Genomic DNA, 19,830 nt, shown 5'->3' with positions numbered 1-19,830 from the left:
TGCACTCACAGCAATATAACCCTTAGCTAGATTTACGATTTCAAATTATGAATTGCTCTAAATAACAGCTTTGCCAACAGTTTTTTTTCATCATCAGAAAAGTCGATTAGTGCTGTGCGGTAAATATTATTCACAATAGGGAGTATTTCAGGGTAAAGCTGTTGGCCTTTTTCCGTAAGGCATAATAGCGTAGAGCGGCGATCTTCTGCGGATTGTTGTTTTGCAACTAAGCCTTTTTCTTCTAAACGAGACAACAAACGGCTCATCGCGCCACGATCATAAACCATATGCTCACATAGCTCTGCCAAAGTATGCACTTTGCCTCGAGCTAATAGCACCACAACAATATATTGCGCCGAAGTTAAATCCATTGGCGTAAGGCCAGCATCTAGATGGGTTACTAAATTTGACCGTAAATAAGCAACTAACCGACCCAGATCTTGAACGGGATCAAGATCATCAATACAACATTGTACAAGTGAAGCGGACTCTTTCATAAATTCTCAAAAACTGCGTGAAGGTCACTCATTGACCATTAATAGCTATAATAATTCAATCAAACATAATTGCGTAGTGACACCTAATTAGTGTAGCGTCAAACAAGCTAACTAATGTTATTGAGGAATACATGCAAAGTAAACAACGAGATGTTATCAAGTATATTGCCATACTTATACTGCTACTACTTTGCTGGTCAGAGCAATTTAACAGCTATGTCATGGATTTTCTTGACCAAACCTTAGTGCAGTCATCATTAGTTTATGCTTCTGCGCGCAGTGTTAACGGCATTATTTCTTTATTACAGTCGGCTGAAGTTGGTATTGGTATAGCCAGCATAGCGCCTGCGCAATTGCTTGATCCGGTGAACGATTTAGCCGAATACATTGCCGATGCGATGCGCATATCATTAGGCTCACTGTTTATCCAGCGGATTTTATTTACTATTTCATCAGGGGTATTTTTTAGCGCCTTGTTTACCGCCAGCGTCATTAGTTATTTAGTCTGTGATTATTTTGGGTATTTAAAACAGCTTAAAGGAAAGTTACTAGCCAGCCTGATTTTAGTGCGGTTTTTAATTCCATTTGTAGTACTTGCAACTGGGCTTGCCAGCCAAGCCTTTCTAGATGAAGAAATTAATTATCAAAATCAATATGTTGAAAAGACCGTTGACACACTTAGCGTACAGGCTAATGCAACCTCCACATTATCAGCACAACTGAGCGCAAAAATTAACAGTGGCAAGCAAACAACCCTCGATGAACTCGAACTTATTGCCGTTCAGCAACAACAATTAAAAGTAATTATTACAGAAAACCAACAGCAGCTTGAGCATTTAAATAAGCAAATTGACGCCATTCAAACGACCCGCAGTTTAGCCGAAAAACTCACCTTAACAGAACTTCCCGAGGCTAAACCATTACTGCAAAAACAGCGCGAGTTAAAGCAACAACAAGCATCTATCAACAATCAGTTCGCCGCGTTATATCAACAGAAAGCTCAGCTGCAACAACAGCTGCATGATTATAACGACCAACTAGCAGGTAATTCTGGCAATTTAATTAGCAAAGTCGTTGATACCGTTACCACTGGCATTACAGATATGGCTAATTCTTTAGAGGGCTTATTTATTGAATTTTTAAACTTAGTGTCGTTACTAATCATCAAATTATTTATCATGCCTTTGCTCTTCTTATATTTATTTAGTAAGGCATTTAAAGCTATTTGGCAACGTTCCGTGCTGCAAGCATTAGCGCAAATGAAAACAGAAATACACACCACCATCACAGAAAAATAACCGCTATATTATGCTTAGGGTCACATCAGCTCAGCATGAAAGCGATGCCCTAATGGGTCATTTTAAAACTAACAATTAAAAATTAAAACCAATAAAAACAGATAGATAAAATAAAAAGCATTGAATGAAAGGAAACCTAAATAGCTTTACTCTCACTGCAGAAGTCTTTCTTTTGTCACGGTTTTGTCATAAAAGTTATTTAGCTTGCATCGCATACATGGCTAACTTAGGACTTTACTCGTGCCAACACTTAAACCACTTGCTTATGCACTGAGCATATTAACACTCACAGCAACATTAGGCGCTTGCAGCAGCCAAGATGTTAATTCCACTCAACCAAGCCAAACTACACTAAAGCTTAACAGCGCACCATTTTGGCAACAAAATAATGTTCAAGGTTCGCAAGCTGCTTGGCTTTTTGATGATGCATGGTTACTAGCCAGTGAAAGCCAAGGCTTAATTGTAGTAGAGCAAAATAAACAACATAGCGAAGTACTTAACGCGGGTAACTTTGAAACTCTGTCAGTGCGTACTATTGGCGATAATCGCTTTTTAGTGACCAGTATTGATAACGAACGTGATCTGGTTGCCGTTTTCACCCTAACTAAAAGTAACGGCAACTGGCAGCTAACGGAGCACACACCGATTGTTGCACCGCAAGCAAAACCTGAAGCGGTCTGCCTATTTAACAATCACAATACGGGGAGTATTTCTGCTTTTGTTGCTGATGTTCGCGGCTTAATGCGCGAAACCTTAATTTATAACTTTGCCACAGAGCAAACCACTAACATTGCGGTCCGAGAATTTGCCGGTGTAAATGAAGCTGCGGGTTGTGCGGTTAATGATGTAAGCCAACAATTATTTATCAGTGAAGAAGAACTTGGCATTTGGCAAATGAACGCCAATGCAGAATCTTCAGCGAGTAAACAACCCCTTACCATGGTTGCTCCCTTTGGTGAACTGGCCAGCGGTATTGGCGCATTAACCACCAGCACTGATGGCAGCCTCTGGTTTACTAGCAGCAGCAATAACACCCTATACCGATATAATCCAGAGCAAGGTATACAACAAAAGTGGCGTGTCTCTGGAGATCTCAGTATTGGTTCTGTGGTAATTGATAATAACGCCACTACTGCTCAAGCCATTATGTATGACGATGAAAGTGGCGCGTACCGCAGCAGCCAGTTAATTTTAGACCCAATCACCAGTACGACAAAAACCAACACCACCACGGCAAAAACAGCACATGTGTATGCAAACGTGCAAACGACACCAGTTGCAGCATTTGGTGATGCCGCAGACGATCCAGCCATCTGGGCGCATCCAACCGACGCCGCTAAAAGCTTGATCATAGGCACCGATAAACGTCGCGGACTGATGATCTATAACTTAGCTGGAGAGCAAATTCAAAACCTTGACGTAGGTAGAGTTAACAATGTTGACGTTCGTCAAAGTAGTAATATCAACAACCCAACTCACACGCTAATTGCAGCCAGTAACCGCAGTGAAAATAGCATTAGTTTGTTCACTGTCGACATACAAAGCAGCGTACACCACTTAGGTAGCGTGGCTACCAATTTGAGTGAGATTTATGGCTTATGCATGTATTCATCGAAATCTGGTGACTATGTATTTGTGAATGATAAATCAGGGTTATATCAGCAATATAAAATAACCAGCCAACAGCAACAAGTCTCGGGCAAACTGGTGCGCGAATTTACTCTACCTAGCCAGCCAGAAGGTTGTAGTAGTGATGATAAAAACGGCGAACTTTTTGCCGGTGAGGAAGACGCTGGTATTTGGTTTATCCAAGCAGAGCCTGATTCACAGCAAGCGCCTATTTTATTGCAATCCGTGAATGAAATGCTAGTTGATGATGTAGAAGGTATGGAGATTTATCATGGTAAAGACGAGCGCTTATTAGTGGTATCTAGCCAAGGTGACGATAGTTATGTCGTGTATCGCATAAATAAAGGTGAAAAACACCCTACCCTTGAGTTTGTCAGTAAGTTTAATATTCTTGCAAACTTAAATAACGGTATTGATGGCGTGTCAGAAACCGATGGCTTAACCGTTACAGCCAAACCGCTGCCTGGCTACCCTCTTGGCGTATTAATAGTGCAAGATGGCTACAATCGTATGCCACAGCAGCCACAAAATTTTAAACTGGTGGATTGGCGCCAAGTACATTCACTTATCCATGGCGACGTTAAGTAAACGAAACAAATATAGCCGTCACTTGGCGGCTATATTACCGTTGTTAACCACCAAATAACTAACACCAACACAGTCAAACCAAGCATTGCTTTGGTTTTATGTTTTGTGATAATTCGCTCTGCTTGATTGCCAGCATAATACACCACCAGCGCCAGACCAAAATACCGAATTGAACGGGCAATAGTCGTCGCAATTAAAAACATTATTAATGAATATTTGGTGGCACCCGCTGCGAGCATAGCTATTTGAAAAGGAATTGGCACTATCCCCAACATTATTACAAACCAAAAACCTTGCTGCTGCATTTGTTGTTCTACGTGTTCAAACTGCTCTGGATTTGAAAAGGTATTGATCACCCAATCGCCAACCGCATCAAACAAGTAATAGCCAAGCGCGTAACCAAACAAAGCCCCAATAATACAGCCTAAAGTCGCCATTAAGGCGATTAGCCAAAGCTTTTCACGCCGCGCTTGCATCAACGGCACCAATACTGCTTCAAGAGGAATAGGAACTATTGTTGACTCTAAAAATGAAGCCGCCGTTATGCTGGTTAACATATGCTTTGAATCAATAAATTGTCGTGTTTTTTGCTTTAAGCGCTGCATAACAGCCATAGTATCACCTTGGTAGTGCTTATAAGTTATATTTATAAGCATATTGCAAGCTCAATACCAGCCTTGCATAATAAATAAGTGCATTGTTTTATAAGCATTTTTTAATAAATATTAACAGGAACAGGCAAATAAATTTAACTGATAGTGTAAAAACCCCCAATTAAAATTGTAAATTTTACTGTAATCAATCGCTTAGGGATTAAGCAATGTAATATTGGCTACGGCCACTATTTTTCGCTTTGTACAAGGCTTGATCAGCACGTTTAACTACCTCATTAAACGCTTCTTCTGGGGCCTTAAATGACACACCAATACTTACACTTACCGTTCGATTAGCAGCAAGTTCAATGGTATGTGCAAGTGATAGTAATTGCTCACTTAAATCGCAGGCTTTTGGTCGGTCATCGCCGGGCAGGTATATTGCAAACTCTTCACCACCTAAACGTGCAAAGACACTATTATTAGGTAAAGCTTTGGCATATAAAGATGATAATTCGATCAGTACTTGATCCCCCCTATCGTGACCAAACTGATCATTAATCACTTTAAAAAAATCGATATCAATAAGCAAAATTGTATACGGGGCTGATTGATTTTTTTGCATATATTGATAAAAAAATTGGCGGTTCGCTATTTGGGTTAAGTAATCAGTGATCAGCTCTTTTGATAACTGCTGCTGCACACTTGTTAAATCGCCTATAGTTAACTTTAAACCATAACAAGTAAACAACATGCCTGCAGTACGTAAAACATCCTCAACATAAATACCAATAAACAAAGGCTGGATCAGCACTTCATCAAGTAGATCAAAGGTTAAACCCGCTGACCACAATAATAAACCGATGCTTAAATTAACATAAGCAAAAACTGATAAGTTGGCCCTTTGGACAATGATAAAAATAGCCACCACAATTAATAGGTTAATTGCGTCGGTAAGTACACCATTAAAAAAAATACTGTTATCTAATTCAGGATAGAAATAAATATACGAGGTAACTATTAAAAACAGAGTAACTACAAATACAGCTGAAAACACGGGTTGTAAGGTGTTTTTTGCAGTTTGTTGTTGAAGTTTATTATCACTGTATTTCATACACGTTTCGCTGATTAAGTGAGCGCTATATTAAATAACGCTATCACAAGCTAATGAATATATAGCTTTTAAATACAACTGCCGTTTTATATCACTGGAGCTGATTTTTTAAGTTCCTAACACCAGCACCAACCTGAGTTTACACACCTAAACAAGGTATTTTAACCACAGCATTTTTTGTATTTTTTATTACTGCCACACGAACATGGATCATTACGTTGTGGTGTTTTTTCAAAAACTTGAGTAACAGGTTTATTAAGTACAATATCTAAAGGAGTAATATCTTCAGCAAGCGTACTATCAACACGAATATCTGCAAATAAATCATTAGCTATCAAAATAGCGTTTATTTCAAGCTCACGTGCAGCGCTTTGCACCTGTAAAACGAGCGGATTTTCTTCGCTACCAGGTTTTACTTTCGGTTTAGGCTGATAAGTACCTTGATTATTTTTACCCATAATATCGGGCTTACCACGATAGAAAAATTTTGACACCTGCGTTCCTAACTGTCATTTAAAGCAACTCACCGCGAGTAGCTAAAGGCTGCGCAGTCTAACAGAATTTAATGCTGTTAGCGCGCATCTTTAAAATCGATAATGAAGCTAATAAACTTTAGTCGTCTTCAGGTGCTTGTGCTGCTTTTATTCGCTCTTGGTTTTCTTGCATTTGCTCAAATGCAGCTTTGATTTCATCAAGCACTGAATCAACATCAGCCTCAGCATGGTTATCTGCAACCTCACCGTAAAGAACAGTTTCTGCTGTTAATTCACCCGCTTGATACAAAGCCCACATTTCTTCACCAAAACGCGTATCGAGTATTTCTGGTGCGTACTGCCCGTAATACAAGCGCATATTGCGTACATCACGTAAAAACATTTCTTGCGCATTGTTATTCGCCGCCGCATTTACTGCCTGCGGTAAATCAATCACCACCGGACCGTAGCTATCTACTAACACATTAAATTCAGACAAATCACCATGCACAATACCCGCACATAGCATTAAGCGAATGTAATGAACCATAGTAGCGTGATCTTCAATTGCCTGCTCAGCAGTTAAACTCACATCATTTAAACGCGGCGCAACATCACCATCATTATCGGTGACTAAATCCATGATCAGTACACCATCGTAACAACCATGAGGTTGTGGTACTTTTACGCCAACCCGAGAAAGCGTGAAAAGCGCATCTACTTCCGCATTTTGCCACACGTTTTCTTGTTCTTTACGACCAAACTTAGAGCCTTTTTCCATCGCACGACCGCGGCGACTATTGCGTACTTTACGTCCTTCTTGGTATTTTACTGCTTGTTTAAAACTTCGGTGTTGTACATCTTTGTACACTTTCGCACAGCGAATATGCTCGCCACAGCGAACCACATAAACCGAGGCTTCTTTTCCACTCATTAATTGGCTGATGACTTCATCAACGATACCGTCTTCTATTAACGGTAAAATCTGTTTTGGCGTTTTCATGACACTCTTATACCGTACTTAGGCATACCTTGTAATCTTCTCGCAAACTATTTTATCTGACAGACCCTTACGTTAAAGCAAAAGCAGACGAAAACCAATGCTAATAAGCGCACAATTGAACTTATCAAGCATGTTAAAGAACAAAAAACTTGACTAAATCGGCTAAATCCACAAACTGCGAAGTTAACAGCCCAAATTATACTTACTTTATATGAATTCAGAAATACGCTATCGCTTCCAATCTGGTCAAATCGCTAATCGTTTTTTAAACGAATTAAAGCATTGGCCTGTCGCCCGAGTAAAAACAAAACTTCTTAATGGTGGTTTTGACGTTAAAGTAAATTATCAATTCGATGGCGCGGGGTTTGATTACACTTGCGCAGAACTTGATGAATTAGCCGCAAAACATGCCGGTGAAGAAGTTAGCTAAGTATATTAAGCATACAGCAATATACATTTTGAGTTCTCTCAGCTATGTTATTAAATCTTAAATCAATAACATATAGGCACTGCAATGAATAACCCACATTCAGATCACATTCCTCAAGAAGCCTTTGATTGGTACGATGAATACGCTCATGGCAAAATGGATAGACGCACGTTTATGAAAAAACTTGGTGGCTTAGTCGCCCTTGGTTATTCAATGACAGTGCTCACGTCAGCGTTATTACCAAATTATGCCTTAGCCGAACAAGTTTCGTTTAATGATGAATCAATTAAAGCAACTTATCAAAGTTTTGATTCTCCCAATGGTCATAGCAAAGGACAAGGTTATTTAGTAGTGCCAACGCAATTAAAGGGCAAGCGCCCGGTAGTCTTAGTGGTGCATGAAAACCGAGGCTTAAACCCTTATGTAAAAGATGTGGCCCGTCGTTTAGCCAAAGCGGGTTTTGTCGCTTTTGCACCCGATGCGCTATTTCCGCTAGGTGGTTATCCGGGTAATGATGACGAAGGGCGAGCCATGCAAAGCTCAATGGATAAAGAGAAAATTCAAAATGATTTTGTTGCAGCAGCCCACTATTTAAAATCACACCCACTCAGTAATGGTAAACTTGGTGCCGTTGGATTTTGTTTTGGCGGTTATATTGTCAATTACCTAGCTGCGGTTGATTCATCATTATTAAGCGCTGGAGTACCATTTTACGGCACGCCCGCCAGCGAAGCTCTGCGCAAAAATATTAAAGCCCCGTTAATGATCCAATTAGCCGAGCTTGATGAGCGCGTAAATGCAACATGGCCTGACTATGAGCGCGATTTAAAAAGTCTCAATGTAGATTACAAAATGTATATGTATAAAGATGCCAATCACGGTTTTCATAATGACTCAACGGGCCGTTACGATAAACCGAATGCAGAACTTGCATGGCAACGAACTTTAGCATTTTTTGAGCAACACCTTGTTTAATTATATCTTGTTTAATTGCATCTAGTTTAATTGCACCTTGATTAATTGCATAATGGTTAGTGCCAAGCATAGTAAGCTAGCACTAACTTCATTCAGAATTAAGTACTTCAGTTAAGAAAAATCACCGACTCTATGACTAAATTTTTTCTCCTAAAATACATCGCTTTTTTTAGTGGATGTGTCGCTTGTTTTACCCTTCATACGCAATTTGCAGTGCCTGCGGTTATTGCATCTTGCCTAACCGGACTTATTGGCAGCTTTATTCCTTTTCCAAAACAGTATGCAAATCATCCTTACGCAGCTGTTTATGCTGGTAGTTTTGCTGGAATGTGCTCTCAGGGGTTGATTAATACCTATTGGGAATTAGCAATTATTTCATTGATTGGGGCTATTTTATACGTACTGACGACTAAAGTGTTTACTGGCTTTGGTGGTAAATTAGGAAGTATTGCCTTTATTAGTGTTGCTTTGTTTGTATTAGCTAAAGGGCTCGCGGCATGAGTTTATCATCAGTAACACTTGCTTTACTTGGCGCGTTTTTGACCTTTTATTTAGCTAAGCATAACCGTCTAGATGCGATTAGAGCGTCAGCAATTTTAGCTATTATCGCTTACCTTATTTTACTTACCACCGAGTTCAACGCAGAGCTATATAGCAGCATTTTTTTTGGTGGAACATTTATAGGCATGAGCGCACCAAAACGCTTTGGTATTTACACGCTGTTTTCTGCCAGTGTTATTTTTTCGATTTTGTTTGATAATTTAGTGCCTTACCTTAGTAATTTTGGCGGAGCTTTGGGCATAAGTGGATTTTTGTCGATATGTGTCTGCCAAATAGCGATTGTACTAGGCGCTCCTCGCAGTAAAAAACGCCACTAGTTGAGATGCGCTTTGTGGCAATTAAACTAAATAAAACACATAATTTTTTACTTAAAATAGTCTACAAATCAGCTTAAATTGTAGATTTTTAATAACGATAAAACGTATTATACCGTATTGATACAGAGCGAAATAACAGGATAGTTATGCCAAATCGTTTATTTATATTAAGTTGTATAGCACTACTTAATGGCTGCATTAATGGCTGCACAACGTTAAGTCAAGATGAGTGCAAAGTCGCTAATTGGCAAAGTTTAGGTTATGAGCACGGCGTAAACGGTGGTGATTATGCCGATGGCATAACAAAGATCGCGGCGTGTAACGATTACAATATTACCCCAAATATAGCACAATTTAAAAGTAGCTACGAACGTGGTTTAGCGGTGTATTGTCAACCTGAAAACGGCTTTACTCTTGCTATGCGTGGAGTCTCGTATAACGGTGTATGTAACAGCCGTGCATTTCGAAAAGCGTGGGAAGAAGGTAACGACCGTTATCAAATTCAACAACGTCGTATAGAAATTGATAACCGTATAACCGAGCTAAAACAACAACTCTCTGAACTTAATCAGCAATTAAACAGCAATAACATCACGCAAACGCAGCGTAAAGAGCTAAATACACAGCAACGCCAATTAGAACGTGAGTTAAAGGACTTAAGACGCGAAAAATCCTTATTACCACTATTGAATAAAGCCTCAACAGTTGAAATTACCTTTCCTTAATTACCTTCTGCCCAGCCTGTAATAATAGGGCTGGGTTAATACAAAAAGCTAAAGCAAAATTCAGATAAAAAAAAGCCACTGTAATTTATGTGAATAAGTCTTAACTTGAACTGTCAAAGCAAGTCTGAGCCAGTAAACACTGCTCGAGTTTAACTAATTCTGACAATATATTAAGAGCTTTATAGTAGCGATGAAAGCCCTCACGCAGAGGGCTTTGAATCCTTATAAAAAATAATGCGGCAGAGCACCAAGATTAGCTGAAAATTAAAGAAACATACCGCCAGACGCTTCAATTCGCTGTCCCGTAATCCAGCCGCTGCCTTCACTAAGCAACATGGCAACGGCTTTACCAATATCGTCAGCCTCCCCAACCCGACCCAAAGCGGTAACAGATGCCACCATTTGGTTCACTTGTTGGTTGTCACGCACATTACCACCGCCAAAGTCTGTCGCGATGGCGCCAGGTGCCAAGGTATTTACGCGAATTTGTCGGTTTGCGAACTCTTTTGCCATATAACGCGTCATGACTTCGACTGCACCTTTGGCCATCGCGTAGGCACTTGAACCTGGCATACTAAACCGTGCCAAGCCAGATGAAATATTAAGAATATGACCGCCGTCTTTAATATGTGGCAATAATGCTTGGGTTAAAAAGAAAGGTCCCTTTACATGGATTGCCAGCATATTTTCTAACTCTTCATAAGTGGTTTCTTCCACACTTGCACGCAAACCTGTGCCAGCGTTATTTAACAAATAATCGAAATCGCTTCGTGCAAATTCATTGCTCAACAACCCCTTAACCTGACTAACAAATTCAGGGATGGCATCAAAATCGCGCGAATCCAATTGAAGAGCAAAGGCTTTTCGACCTTTTTGTTTAATCTCTTCAATCACATTTTGTGCCGGTTGAACATTATTGTGATAAGTAAAAATAACGTCTATGCCTTTGTCAGCTAACGCTAAAGCACTGTTTCTTCCTAACCCTCGGCTAGCACCAGTAATAATTGCTAATTTATTCATCACTCTCTCCAATCTATTCTATAAGAATTTTAAAACCTTAAACCACAGCGGCTCTGGCCACGTTGAACAGAGTAGATAATTTATTGTGATCGATATACATGATAAAAGTGATAACATTGTTCGGATTAAACAAACAAAGGTAGAAGATATGGACAAGTTTGAAGCCATGCAGCGCTTTGTATTGGTTGCTCAATTTGGCAGCTTTACCAAGGCAGCAGACGCACTTGGCCTACCAAAGTCAAGCGTATCAAGTGCTATTCAAGGGCTTGAAAGTGAATTAGGCACGCGGCTTTTTCATCGCAGCACGCGCAGCGTCACCTTAACTCAAGACGGCGAGACTTACTTACCACAGTGCCAAGTACTGCTCGCCGAGTTAGACGCTTTGGCAAGCCAGTTCCAACGCAACTCTGATGATGTTCGCGGGGTACTCAGAGTAGACATGCCGAGTCGTTTTGCCACTACGGTTGTCATTCCGCATTTATCCGACTTCCTTGAAAAATACCCGAACATACGCTTAAAGATCAGCAGCGCAGATTATCGAGTAGATATGATTAAAGAAAGCATTGATTGCGTCATTCGAGTGGGTAATCTTGACGATAGCAGCCTTATCGCTCGCCCATTAACGCTGTACCGAAGCGTAAACTGTGTGTCGCCAAGCTATGTTGAAAAATATGGTATTCCACAGAGTCTTGCAGAATTAGCCAATCATAAACTGATCGAATATTCTCATACGCTTGGTAATCTCGATGCCCAATTTGAATACATGGAAGGCGACAAGGTAAAACAACAATCCATGCCAAGTAGCCTAGCGGTTAATGGCACAGATGCTTATTTAGATGCTTGCTTAGCAGGGCTTGGCATTGCCCAACTCCCCGCGATTGGTGCAGAAAACCTCATCAAGAAAGGCCAGCTCATTTCTGTCCTACCTCAATTTGAAGCCGAGCCAATGCCGGTGTCTTTACTCTATTCATCACGTAGACAACCAACTAAACGCCTAACTGTCTTTATGGATTGGCTGCAATCAATCACCCTAGCAAGATAATAAAAGTCACAGCGCTTTGGGTCACGTTATTGAAAAACACCTATTGTGAAAAACGCCTTATACATGTTCCAAAAAAGTTTATTTGAAAATATTTTAATAACTAAACCTTTTAAGTAATCACACTCTCAATATAATTCTCTGCTTCCCAGTTAAGGGCACTATGAAATATAAACAGCATTTTTGAAATCTTGAGGGTTATCGCTCACAGCCGTAATATCGGCAAAGTGGTAGAAGCGGACATTGATGATTCTTGATGTGTGAAGTCAAGATTTGACCCCTCTGGCTTTATCTATTAGCCGACCATAAAACTTTGTAACGTGAAACTAAGTTTATTTGTTAGATAGCGCTCCTCCAGGTTACTAAATTATTAAACAAAAAAACGGCTCAACATGAGCCGTTTATTGTTGTCTGTTACATCAATCACAATTGGCTGATTTCCTGCCCCAACTCAAACTTGCTATCGGTGACTATTTTTTCAAGCACTATCACTCTTTTAGCCAGCTGCTCTACCCTTTTCTGCATGTTATTCACCGCTTCGGTATCTGTGTCTTTTTGCAGCGCTAATATCTTCTGATTGACCTCAGATTTGTAATTAAAATAATTACGCACAAAGATGATAATTAAAATCGGTGAGGTAAGGGCTAGCATAACTAAAAATAATTCAAACATAGTGGTTCTCCTAGTAGCTGTTTTGAGTGGTTAGTTCTGATTGAGGTTGTGAATTAACATCGCCATTGTTGCGCCATAGTGTTTTAAAGGCTATTTCCCGTGTTTTCCCTTTACGCACCAGTATATGCACATAAATTATACTTAGAATAATGGCAGTGGCCTTGAAAAGGTTGCCTTCTAGGTCACCAGCGGCGCCGCCTGACATGCCAAATATACCGTAAGCTGCATTCATGAAAATATGCATAAACATAGGAAACCAAATGCGGTATCCACATTCACAATATAACCACGCAAACCATGTTCCAGCGATAGTTGTGATGGTTAGCGCCATAACAACAGACATAACATCATGCCCTTGGTAAATATGCCCTAGACCAAAAATAACCGAGCTAATTAATGCGGCAGGAATAAATCCCCAACGACAAAAGTGAAATAACACCCCAAATAACGCTGCCCTAAAGATAATTTCTTCAAACAACCCAGCATATACTGAGCCGGTAATAATGCCAGGCAGTGAGAGGTCTAATTCGGTACTTAAGAATGCATACCCTAAGGTCATAGGCAAACAACAAGCTACAGCTGCCAATAAGTAGTGCTGACTGCCAGACACGTTTACACCTATTACGTCATACCAAGGGTGTTGTTTAAATAATAAGACCGCCACTAAGACAAGTGGCCCGTAGATAAATAGATATTTCGCCAAGGTGTGTAAAAGATAAGTTTGTTGATCTAGGTTAAGTAATACTTCGCTCCAACTCTCGCCCCAAAAATCACGCATAAAATAGTGACAGAACATAAAGGTGGTTAATAATATTAGTGATTTGATTGTGTGATTCATAGTTACCTGCTTAGTAAGAAATTCAAAATTCGAGCTAAGCATGCCAAGCCCAATTCATCATGGCGATGAGTTAGGGCTAAAGCTGATTATTTAGGGTTTAGTGACAAAAATTTGCGGTGATTAACAAGCCTTAGGGGCGAATGACAAGGCCTTTTTTGTTGCTTCTACATAGGTTCTAGAGACGGGCACTACCAAATCGCCAGCCTGCATAGTCAATTGCAAACCACCGGCGTTACCTTGCCATAACTTAACTAAACCAAGATTTACTGCATAAGATCTATGACAACGTACCACCTGAGCGTCAGCTGGAAGCTGTTTTAACAGTTTGGTTAACGAGCCGCGCAATAACTTACGACTGCAATTTTCATCTTCGAGCATACCAAGCTCACAATAATTATCCGCAGATTTGATAAATAAAATCTGCGACAAACTGACTTGTACAATGTCATCTTTATTGTCACCTCTTAAGGTTATTTGTTTTTCTAAGGTTAGCGTAGCGTTTTTCGCTTGGCTTGACTCAAGGGCAATTGGCTGAGACTGAGTAATAGCAACTGAATGTCGATTAACTAAAAACATAAAAATAATCGGAAACAAACCAATGGCTAAAATATAAAAAACAAACAACAATTGATTCTGCCAATGCCAAACACCTAATATGGCCACCACAAAATAACTGTGATTAAATACCGCTACAAAGCCAATATACAAAGTAGCAATAAGGCCTTTTCTAATGTGGCTATTTAACCGTCTACGGCTTAATAATATCTCTATGAACCCAGCCAGCAATAAAGCACAAAAAGTCACTAAACCATAACCAGACAGACGCAGATATTTATAGGAAATAGTATCGCTGTGCGTGCCAAAAGGTTGAAACAAGAATAATATTACTAAGGTGACCACAGAAAATAGCATCGCTCTTTGAATAAGCGTTTTTTTTGAGTCCAAATCATCCTTAAGCCACAACTTCACTATTTATACACCTTCTGAAATTTTCGACCGTTAAAATACCACAGTTCTACTATCTGCTTTTAAGGTTTAGATAAATAAACAATTTACAGACATTCGACCTTATCTAAAGATGCCAAAAAACCAAAAGGGGTCAAATCTTGACTTCAGATATCAAACAATCTCGAAGTTTTTCTAATTGTAATTCAACCTTCTTATCTTCAATCATTAATGCATTTAATCTACCGACAGTTTTTGATATCGCCGAATAGTGTTTAACATTAAAAACATCTGCTAATGCCTGCAAATTTAATCCCGTTAAATCTTGGCATAATTTTATAGCAAACCAGCGTGGTAAATTTTTCTCTTTTCGCCCCTTTTTAACCGTTATAATCTCATCAACTTCAACATTAAAGTGTTTAGCTAAGTAAGCTATAACATCATCTGCTGAGCGTTTTTTACTAACAAGCTTTCTTTCGCTATCTGATTTAACAATATAGTCTTTTATGTTTTCAATAAAGTCCTCACAACCCAAAACCGACAATAACTTTTTAGCACTATAAAAAGCGCTTATTTCTTTATTGTTTTCATATTCAACAAATTGCTTATAAGCAGCATATTTACGCTTTTTGCCTTGCAGCGAAAATATAAAGCCTCGGACTAGCCATTTAGGCGTCGCTCCCCTTTTAATGAAAGCTGGATAACTAGACCATTTATACTTAGCAAGCTCTTCTACCAACGGTATGTTCGTTTCAATTGGGTTACGATGAATATACCGACTAACATGCAATAAATAGTTATCAGCATCCACCAGCACCGCTTTGTAGCGCCCTCGAAACAGCGCACCATCGGTGTTATGTACTCTATTAAAGTATTGGGTGTAAAGGCCATTAATATGCTTCATGGCTCGGCCTAAATTTGCATCAGGGGTTTTGATTAGCAGGTAGTAATGATTGGTCATTAAACAATATGAATGCACTTCAATATTAAAGCGAATACTTGCTTGCTCAATGCAATGTAAAAAATACTTAAAGTCGTTATCACTTAAAAAGATATTTTCGCGCCCTCTCCCTCGATTCATTACATGATAAAACGCATTTTCATACTCTATTCGCAGCGGCCTAGACATAGTAATTCACTCAATGAATAGTAAACTATAAATCTAGACCTTTGATGTCTGAAGTCAAGATTTGACCCCTTTTATTTACTAAACGATGACTGAGGCGAAAGCCAAGGGCCTTAATTAATCATCAATGATGCTTAATTAAACTGCCTAAATTCATATGGGTGACTGGTGCATATTCACACCAATCGACGTCATTACTGGATGCATAGTCATATTTAAAGTGAGTTTAAAAAGTAACAACACTTGGTTTTTTGAATAAAAAGATCAAGAAAACACAGCTGCCTGCTTGACCGGAACTTTCTAATGGGTGACCCCTTTGAGTTTTAAGTGCCAAAAACTGCCGTTCGGTAACCGCCCAATTAAGGTGTGAGCCACGCTTAAATTGTTTGTTATGCCTTTTGCCTCTTAACTATGATTAAGTCTAGAATTTTTTTCTTCCAGTACTCCCAATAATACGAAGAATCCTCACTCCACTTTTTGTAAATGATTCGATATCGAATTGAATTACAAGTGAGTAGTTCAGCAATAAAATAGAACTGTAAACAAGCTGCCCTTTGAGATACCAAGTCTTGAACACTAGCTTCATGAATAAAACCATCATTTTCATTGCACTTTTTAACAAACACTTCACTTTTTTCCAGCGAGGTTTTTAGATGTTTCATCAAGTTAGCAAATGGAAGGTAAGGAATAAATTTAATCATGCCCATAGTAAATTTAATTCTATTGACTGGATCTAGTTCCATGATTATGACTGAACTAAGCTCTTCGCCTCGCAAACGAGTTTTTACCAAATGATTATAATACGAGACCACTTTTACTGCGTTTCGTTTTTCATAATACAAAGAAGTATATAAAATAATAAGAGGGGTCATCAATGTACAACAAAATAAAATCACACTCGATATAGTCACAATTATCGCCTTGGTTAAACGCCAACGGAGGCAACTCCGCGTTAAACGGCTAAATATAGTTGGTTACAATGTTGAACGGAGTGAAAATAACCAACTGTATTTTTTCCGATTTTTAAACGCCTTGTTAGGCGAATTACACTCCATTTATATTTATTAGATACTCTATGAACTGACTTTCCCACCCTTGCATTCTCATTGTCTTTGGATGAGGAGTTCGGTAACTTTTAAACGGTAAATTTGGGTGCGAAAGCTTGCAGAAATGTTTCGTAGGCAATCCGTGAATATCCTCCATCAGCAAACCGTCATAAATATTCTTTAATCTCCAGTCGTATTTATGATTCGTGTAGAACAGGCAAATATCTGGCTTAAGAATTTTAATTTCATCAACTAGGATTCTGTCAAACTGTGGCATTTCAAGCTCAACATCACCAACGGGAGAGCCTCCATTATGATCAAAGCGATTCAAATTTGACCAAGCACATGAATAAGGCTCAATGTTAAGTAGCCTCTCTACTTTTCTTGTCACGTTCCAAAATGGTGAACTAACATAGTTTTTACCTACATTAAATTCTTCATAGCATGAGATTTGCGCATTTATATCAGTATATTCTGATGCCCAACCATAGGTTTCCTGACCAATGATCAGTAACTTTGTTTCTTGACCGTAATATGCTTTTGGATTAATCAATAATGGACCATGAAGACATTCTTCACTAAATTTATCAGTAAAACACTGAAAATCATTTAATGATTTTTGGTAAAGATTTTTTAGTAACTCATTAGATGAAATCATTTTAGTCCTTACAATTTATATACTTATTAATTCTACCCGCGACACTAATGCGCCTAACGAGGCTGTAGAATAACTCCAACAGCCACATTCAATTAAAAAACGAGCTCCTGAAATTAACTCTAAGCGTGTTTAAAGCATTAGGTAATGCATTTGGAACCCATAAAACGGGCTGTTTTTCTTAAAAAAGAGTAATTCTACAGCCTCAACGCCAAAATCAGCGGCGAGTTTACGAGTCTGCTGCATTTTCTTGTTCAATGTATTTCATGTGGCGAGCCAATTCATGCTCAAGCTGCATTGTGCGGTGCTGCAGCTCTTCATACCTGCCTTTTGACTCTTCTAGTCTGCTTCTTACTGAATGATAATTCTCATTTATATCTGAATAGTGACGCATGAACGGCTCCATATCTATTTCACGATCATCCTCTGAATAGCTTTCTCTATATTTTCTCAACTCCATTCTTTCAGCGTCTAACATATGACGCTTCTCTTGCAGAGAAGACATTTCACTTTCATGTTTCATCATTTGATGACGAGTGTGCTCAAGTTCTTGCATCATATGATTAATCTTAGACTTTTGGCGGTTGAGTAGTTCATATTCTTGTTTTTTCCGAAACGCCATTCTATCTCGGCGCCTTACTTCACGAATCTCTTCAACAATCTCTGGGCTAACCTGCTCACCAAGATTTTCCCTAGCTAGCTCAAGGAAGCGATCAGCTTGATACATATGAAAGGTATTTTTAGCGTTATCCTTAAACTCCTTCACCAACTCAGGACGGGGGCCAACCGTCTTGCCTTTGAACTTTTCCCACCAATCTTCTTTCTTATCATCAGTAACAAGTACGATACCTTTATCAACTTCAATAGAGTGCTCTAAAACTTGCTTCCAAACTATCAAATCACCAAACTCGCGACACTTGTCAGAAAATACCTCAGAATCCTTGGATTTTGATCCATCTTTAAATCCTGGCGGAATCTTTTGTCTATAGCGTTCTTCGCCTTCAATTATCAACTTCTCTAATTTTTCTTTTTCAAAAGGCTCGCCGACCCTATTTTCAAATATTTTTGATAGTGAATCCTTTATCTCATCATTCGATATTCGCCTTGTATGAAATTCTTTGTTGCGTAACAATTCCTCGCATAAGCTATTAAACACAGAGTCAACTTTACGCATTGTCGGTGCGCTGACAAAAGGATGCTGCCTAGCATTGTCCAAGTCACTTTTAAGACTGTTAATAGATTTAATCGTCGAATCGTAGGATTGTTCTTGCTGACCTATTACTGATAATCGGTTATTTAAGTATTCTTCGGCTGCTCGATGTGGCAACCATACCCTGTCATTTATTTTTTCTAATAGGCTCAAAAATTCGTTTCTAGTAGCATCTGAGTATCGATATAAATTTAGCAATATATTTGCATCAAATACAAAAACACATGAGTCCCATACTTCCCTTAGGTTTTCTTGGGACTCTTTAAAGTGTCCTGGAAATAGATCTTTCATCGATACTCCTACATTGAACACCATCTTGGTGGTTTATAACACACCAAAACGGCGTATATTACATACCATGATAATTTCACCAATAATTACCTTTGTAAACAAGTAATTAAAACATCTAGAAATTAAGCATGTTATTTTGCCCCAAAACGGCGTTTAATAATGTTATTGGACAAAATTAGATTTCTACTCAAAACACAGGAATAAATTTAACTTTTTTAATGGCTGCTTCTCGCTCATAGCTGTCTTTCAGATGAAATATAAACCTATTTTTCAAAACTATGAGATCAGATATCAGCCACTATAATTTATGCGTCTTCTTCTTTACTGATCAGATCAACCATGCGTTGACTAATCTCGTCATCGCTAAGGTCTTCTTTATGAGTGCCTATTGTCCATACATGGCCAAATGGGTCTTGTAATGTACCGGCCCTATCACCGTAAAATTGGTCATGTACTGGGCGTATTTCTTTACCACCTAAGGCAACCGCATTAGCAAATACGGCATCTACATCTGCAACGTAAAGCATTAAGCTCACAGGCGTGCCGCCAAGCTCATCAGGGCTTTTAAAATGCGCTTCAGGGCACATATCTGAAAGCATAATATGCGAATCACCAATTTTAATTTCTGCGTGAGCAATCCCGCCATCTGGCAGCGGCATTTGCATAATGAGCTGGGCATTAAATACCTTCTCATAATACTCGATTGCTTTTGCTGCGCCGTTAATTATCAAGTAAGGAGTAATTGCATGATACCCCTTTGGTATTGCTGAAACCGTCATTTTACG

At 39.1% G+C, this 19,830-nt stretch carries 22 protein-coding genes; 8 read left to right on the top strand and 14 right to left on the bottom strand.

Features of this window, described 5'->3' with window-relative positions; translation table 11 throughout:
• Positions 1 to 32 precede the first annotated feature (32 nt).
• On the bottom strand, positions 33 to 497 hold the full coding sequence (locus tag H5186_RS01755) for a MarR family winged helix-turn-helix transcriptional regulator (RefSeq protein WP_149980919.1): 465 nt from the start codon (positions 495 to 497) through the stop codon (positions 33 to 35).
• Positions 498 to 628: 131 nt separating this feature from the next.
• Here H5186_RS01755 and H5186_RS01750 point away from each other — a divergent pair, with 131 nt between their 5' ends.
• Complete coding sequence (locus tag H5186_RS01750) at positions 629 to 1,795, top strand: hypothetical protein (RefSeq protein WP_182783797.1); 1,167 nt, start codon at positions 629 to 631, stop codon at positions 1,793 to 1,795.
• Positions 1,796 to 2,035: 240 nt separating this feature from the next.
• Positions 2,036 to 4,012: a phytase gene (locus tag H5186_RS01745; protein WP_182794058.1), complete on the top strand. Its 1,977-nt coding sequence runs from the start codon at positions 2,036 to 2,038 to the stop codon at positions 4,010 to 4,012.
• 29 nt (positions 4,013 to 4,041) lie between these two features.
• On the opposite strand, the gene H5186_RS01740 is transcribed toward H5186_RS01745, so the two are convergent.
• The 4 genes from H5186_RS01740 to H5186_RS01725 form a co-directional block, all read right to left on the bottom strand.
• Positions 4,042 to 4,626 (bottom strand): YqaA family protein, encoded by a 585-nt coding sequence (locus H5186_RS01740; RefSeq protein WP_145237660.1) that lies wholly within the window; start codon positions 4,624 to 4,626, stop codon positions 4,042 to 4,044.
• A gap of 199 nt (positions 4,627 to 4,825) precedes the next feature.
• Entirely contained in the window at positions 4,826 to 5,719 is an 894-nt protein-coding gene (locus H5186_RS22940; protein WP_259398212.1) for a GGDEF domain-containing protein, read from the bottom strand.
• A gap of 161 nt (positions 5,720 to 5,880) precedes the next feature.
• Complete coding sequence (locus tag H5186_RS01730; protein WP_145237663.1) at positions 5,881 to 6,213, bottom strand: PBPRA1643 family SWIM/SEC-C metal-binding motif protein; 333 nt, start codon at positions 6,211 to 6,213, stop codon at positions 5,881 to 5,883.
• Positions 6,214 to 6,331: 118 nt separating this feature from the next.
• Positions 6,332 to 7,195 carry a PA4780 family RIO1-like protein kinase gene (locus H5186_RS01725; RefSeq protein ID WP_145237666.1) on the bottom strand — a complete coding sequence of 288 codons (864 nt, stop codon included), beginning with the start codon at positions 7,193 to 7,195 and terminating at the stop codon, positions 6,332 to 6,334.
• Positions 7,196 to 7,406: 211 nt separating this feature from the next.
• On the opposite strand from H5186_RS01725, the gene H5186_RS01720 reads away from it, so the two are divergent.
• The 5 genes from H5186_RS01720 (at position 7,407) to H5186_RS01700 (ending at position 10,203) form a co-directional block, all read left to right on the top strand.
• Entirely contained in the window at positions 7,407 to 7,625 is a 219-nt protein-coding gene (locus H5186_RS01720; RefSeq protein ID WP_145237669.1) for a hypothetical protein, read from the top strand.
• Between the two features lie 84 nt (positions 7,626 to 7,709).
• Positions 7,710 to 8,600, top strand: a complete 891-nt coding sequence (locus tag H5186_RS01715; RefSeq protein ID WP_149980923.1) for a dienelactone hydrolase family protein — start codon at positions 7,710 to 7,712, stop codon at positions 8,598 to 8,600.
• Positions 8,601 to 8,732: 132 nt separating this feature from the next.
• Positions 8,733 to 9,101, top strand: a complete 369-nt coding sequence (locus H5186_RS01710; protein ID WP_179959150.1) for a hypothetical protein — start codon at positions 8,733 to 8,735, stop codon at positions 9,099 to 9,101.
• The gene (locus tag H5186_RS01705; RefSeq protein ID WP_149980924.1) at positions 9,098 to 9,478 is read left to right on the top strand and encodes a hypothetical protein; all 381 of its coding nucleotides are present in this window, start codon (positions 9,098 to 9,100) and stop codon (positions 9,476 to 9,478) included. The genes H5186_RS01710 and H5186_RS01705 overlap by 4 nt, the downstream gene beginning before the upstream one ends.
• Positions 9,479 to 9,624: 146 nt before the next feature.
• Complete coding sequence (locus tag H5186_RS01700; RefSeq protein ID WP_182794057.1) at positions 9,625 to 10,203, top strand: DUF2799 domain-containing protein; 579 nt, start codon at positions 9,625 to 9,627, stop codon at positions 10,201 to 10,203.
• Positions 10,204 to 10,467: 264 nt separating this feature from the next.
• Here the strand turns inward: H5186_RS01700 and H5186_RS01695 are convergent, their stop codons facing one another.
• Positions 10,468 to 11,223 carry an SDR family NAD(P)-dependent oxidoreductase gene (locus H5186_RS01695; RefSeq protein ID WP_220496368.1) on the bottom strand — a complete coding sequence of 252 codons (756 nt, stop codon included), beginning with the start codon at positions 11,221 to 11,223 and terminating at the stop codon, positions 10,468 to 10,470.
• Between the two features lie 148 nt (positions 11,224 to 11,371).
• On the opposite strand from H5186_RS01695, the gene H5186_RS01690 reads away from it, so the two are divergent.
• Positions 11,372 to 12,265, top strand: coding sequence for a LysR family transcriptional regulator (locus H5186_RS01690; RefSeq protein WP_182794055.1), 894 nt, complete (start codon positions 11,372 to 11,374; stop codon positions 12,263 to 12,265).
• A 420-nt stretch (positions 12,266 to 12,685) separates the two neighbouring features.
• On the opposite strand, the gene H5186_RS01685 is transcribed toward H5186_RS01690, so the two are convergent.
• The 8 genes from H5186_RS01685 to H5186_RS01650 all read right to left on the bottom strand — a co-directional run bounded on the left by H5186_RS01685 (position 12,686) and on the right by H5186_RS01650 (position 19,824).
• Positions 12,686 to 12,934, bottom strand: coding sequence for a hypothetical protein (locus H5186_RS01685; protein ID WP_145237690.1), 249 nt, complete (start codon positions 12,932 to 12,934; stop codon positions 12,686 to 12,688).
• A 10-nt stretch (positions 12,935 to 12,944) separates the two neighbouring features.
• Entirely contained in the window at positions 12,945 to 13,772 is an 828-nt protein-coding gene (locus H5186_RS01680; RefSeq protein ID WP_182762747.1) for a CPBP family intramembrane glutamic endopeptidase, read from the bottom strand.
• Between the two features lie 120 nt (positions 13,773 to 13,892).
• Positions 13,893 to 14,741: a LytTR family DNA-binding domain-containing protein gene (locus tag H5186_RS01675; RefSeq protein WP_145237698.1), complete on the bottom strand. Its 849-nt coding sequence runs from the start codon at positions 14,739 to 14,741 to the stop codon at positions 13,893 to 13,895.
• A gap of 130 nt (positions 14,742 to 14,871) precedes the next feature.
• On the bottom strand, positions 14,872 to 15,846 hold the full coding sequence (locus H5186_RS01670; protein WP_182794054.1) for a transposase: 975 nt from the start codon (positions 15,844 to 15,846) through the stop codon (positions 14,872 to 14,874).
• A gap of 386 nt (positions 15,847 to 16,232) precedes the next feature.
• The gene (locus tag H5186_RS01665; RefSeq protein ID WP_182719668.1) at positions 16,233 to 16,754 is read right to left on the bottom strand and encodes a hypothetical protein; all 522 of its coding nucleotides are present in this window, start codon (positions 16,752 to 16,754) and stop codon (positions 16,233 to 16,235) included.
• A 133-nt stretch (positions 16,755 to 16,887) separates the two neighbouring features.
• Positions 16,888 to 17,547 carry a hypothetical protein gene (locus H5186_RS01660; RefSeq protein ID WP_220493439.1) on the bottom strand — a complete coding sequence of 220 codons (660 nt, stop codon included), beginning with the start codon at positions 17,545 to 17,547 and terminating at the stop codon, positions 16,888 to 16,890.
• Positions 17,548 to 17,773: 226 nt separating this feature from the next.
• Complete coding sequence (locus H5186_RS01655; RefSeq protein ID WP_182794053.1) at positions 17,774 to 19,045, bottom strand: PIN domain-containing protein; 1,272 nt, start codon at positions 19,043 to 19,045, stop codon at positions 17,774 to 17,776.
• Positions 19,046 to 19,350: 305 nt separating this feature from the next.
• Entirely contained in the window at positions 19,351 to 19,824 is a 474-nt protein-coding gene (locus H5186_RS01650; protein WP_145237712.1) for a VOC family protein, read from the bottom strand.
• Positions 19,825 to 19,830 lie beyond the last annotated feature (6 nt).

The sequence above is a fragment of the Pseudoalteromonas sp. SG41-2 genome, from assembly GCF_014164535.1.
Classification (GTDB): Bacteria; Pseudomonadota; Gammaproteobacteria; order Enterobacterales; family Alteromonadaceae; genus Pseudoalteromonas; species Pseudoalteromonas rhizosphaerae.
The sequence above is the reverse complement of the archived record's forward strand: the minus strand, read 5'-3'. Positions and strand labels throughout refer to the sequence as shown.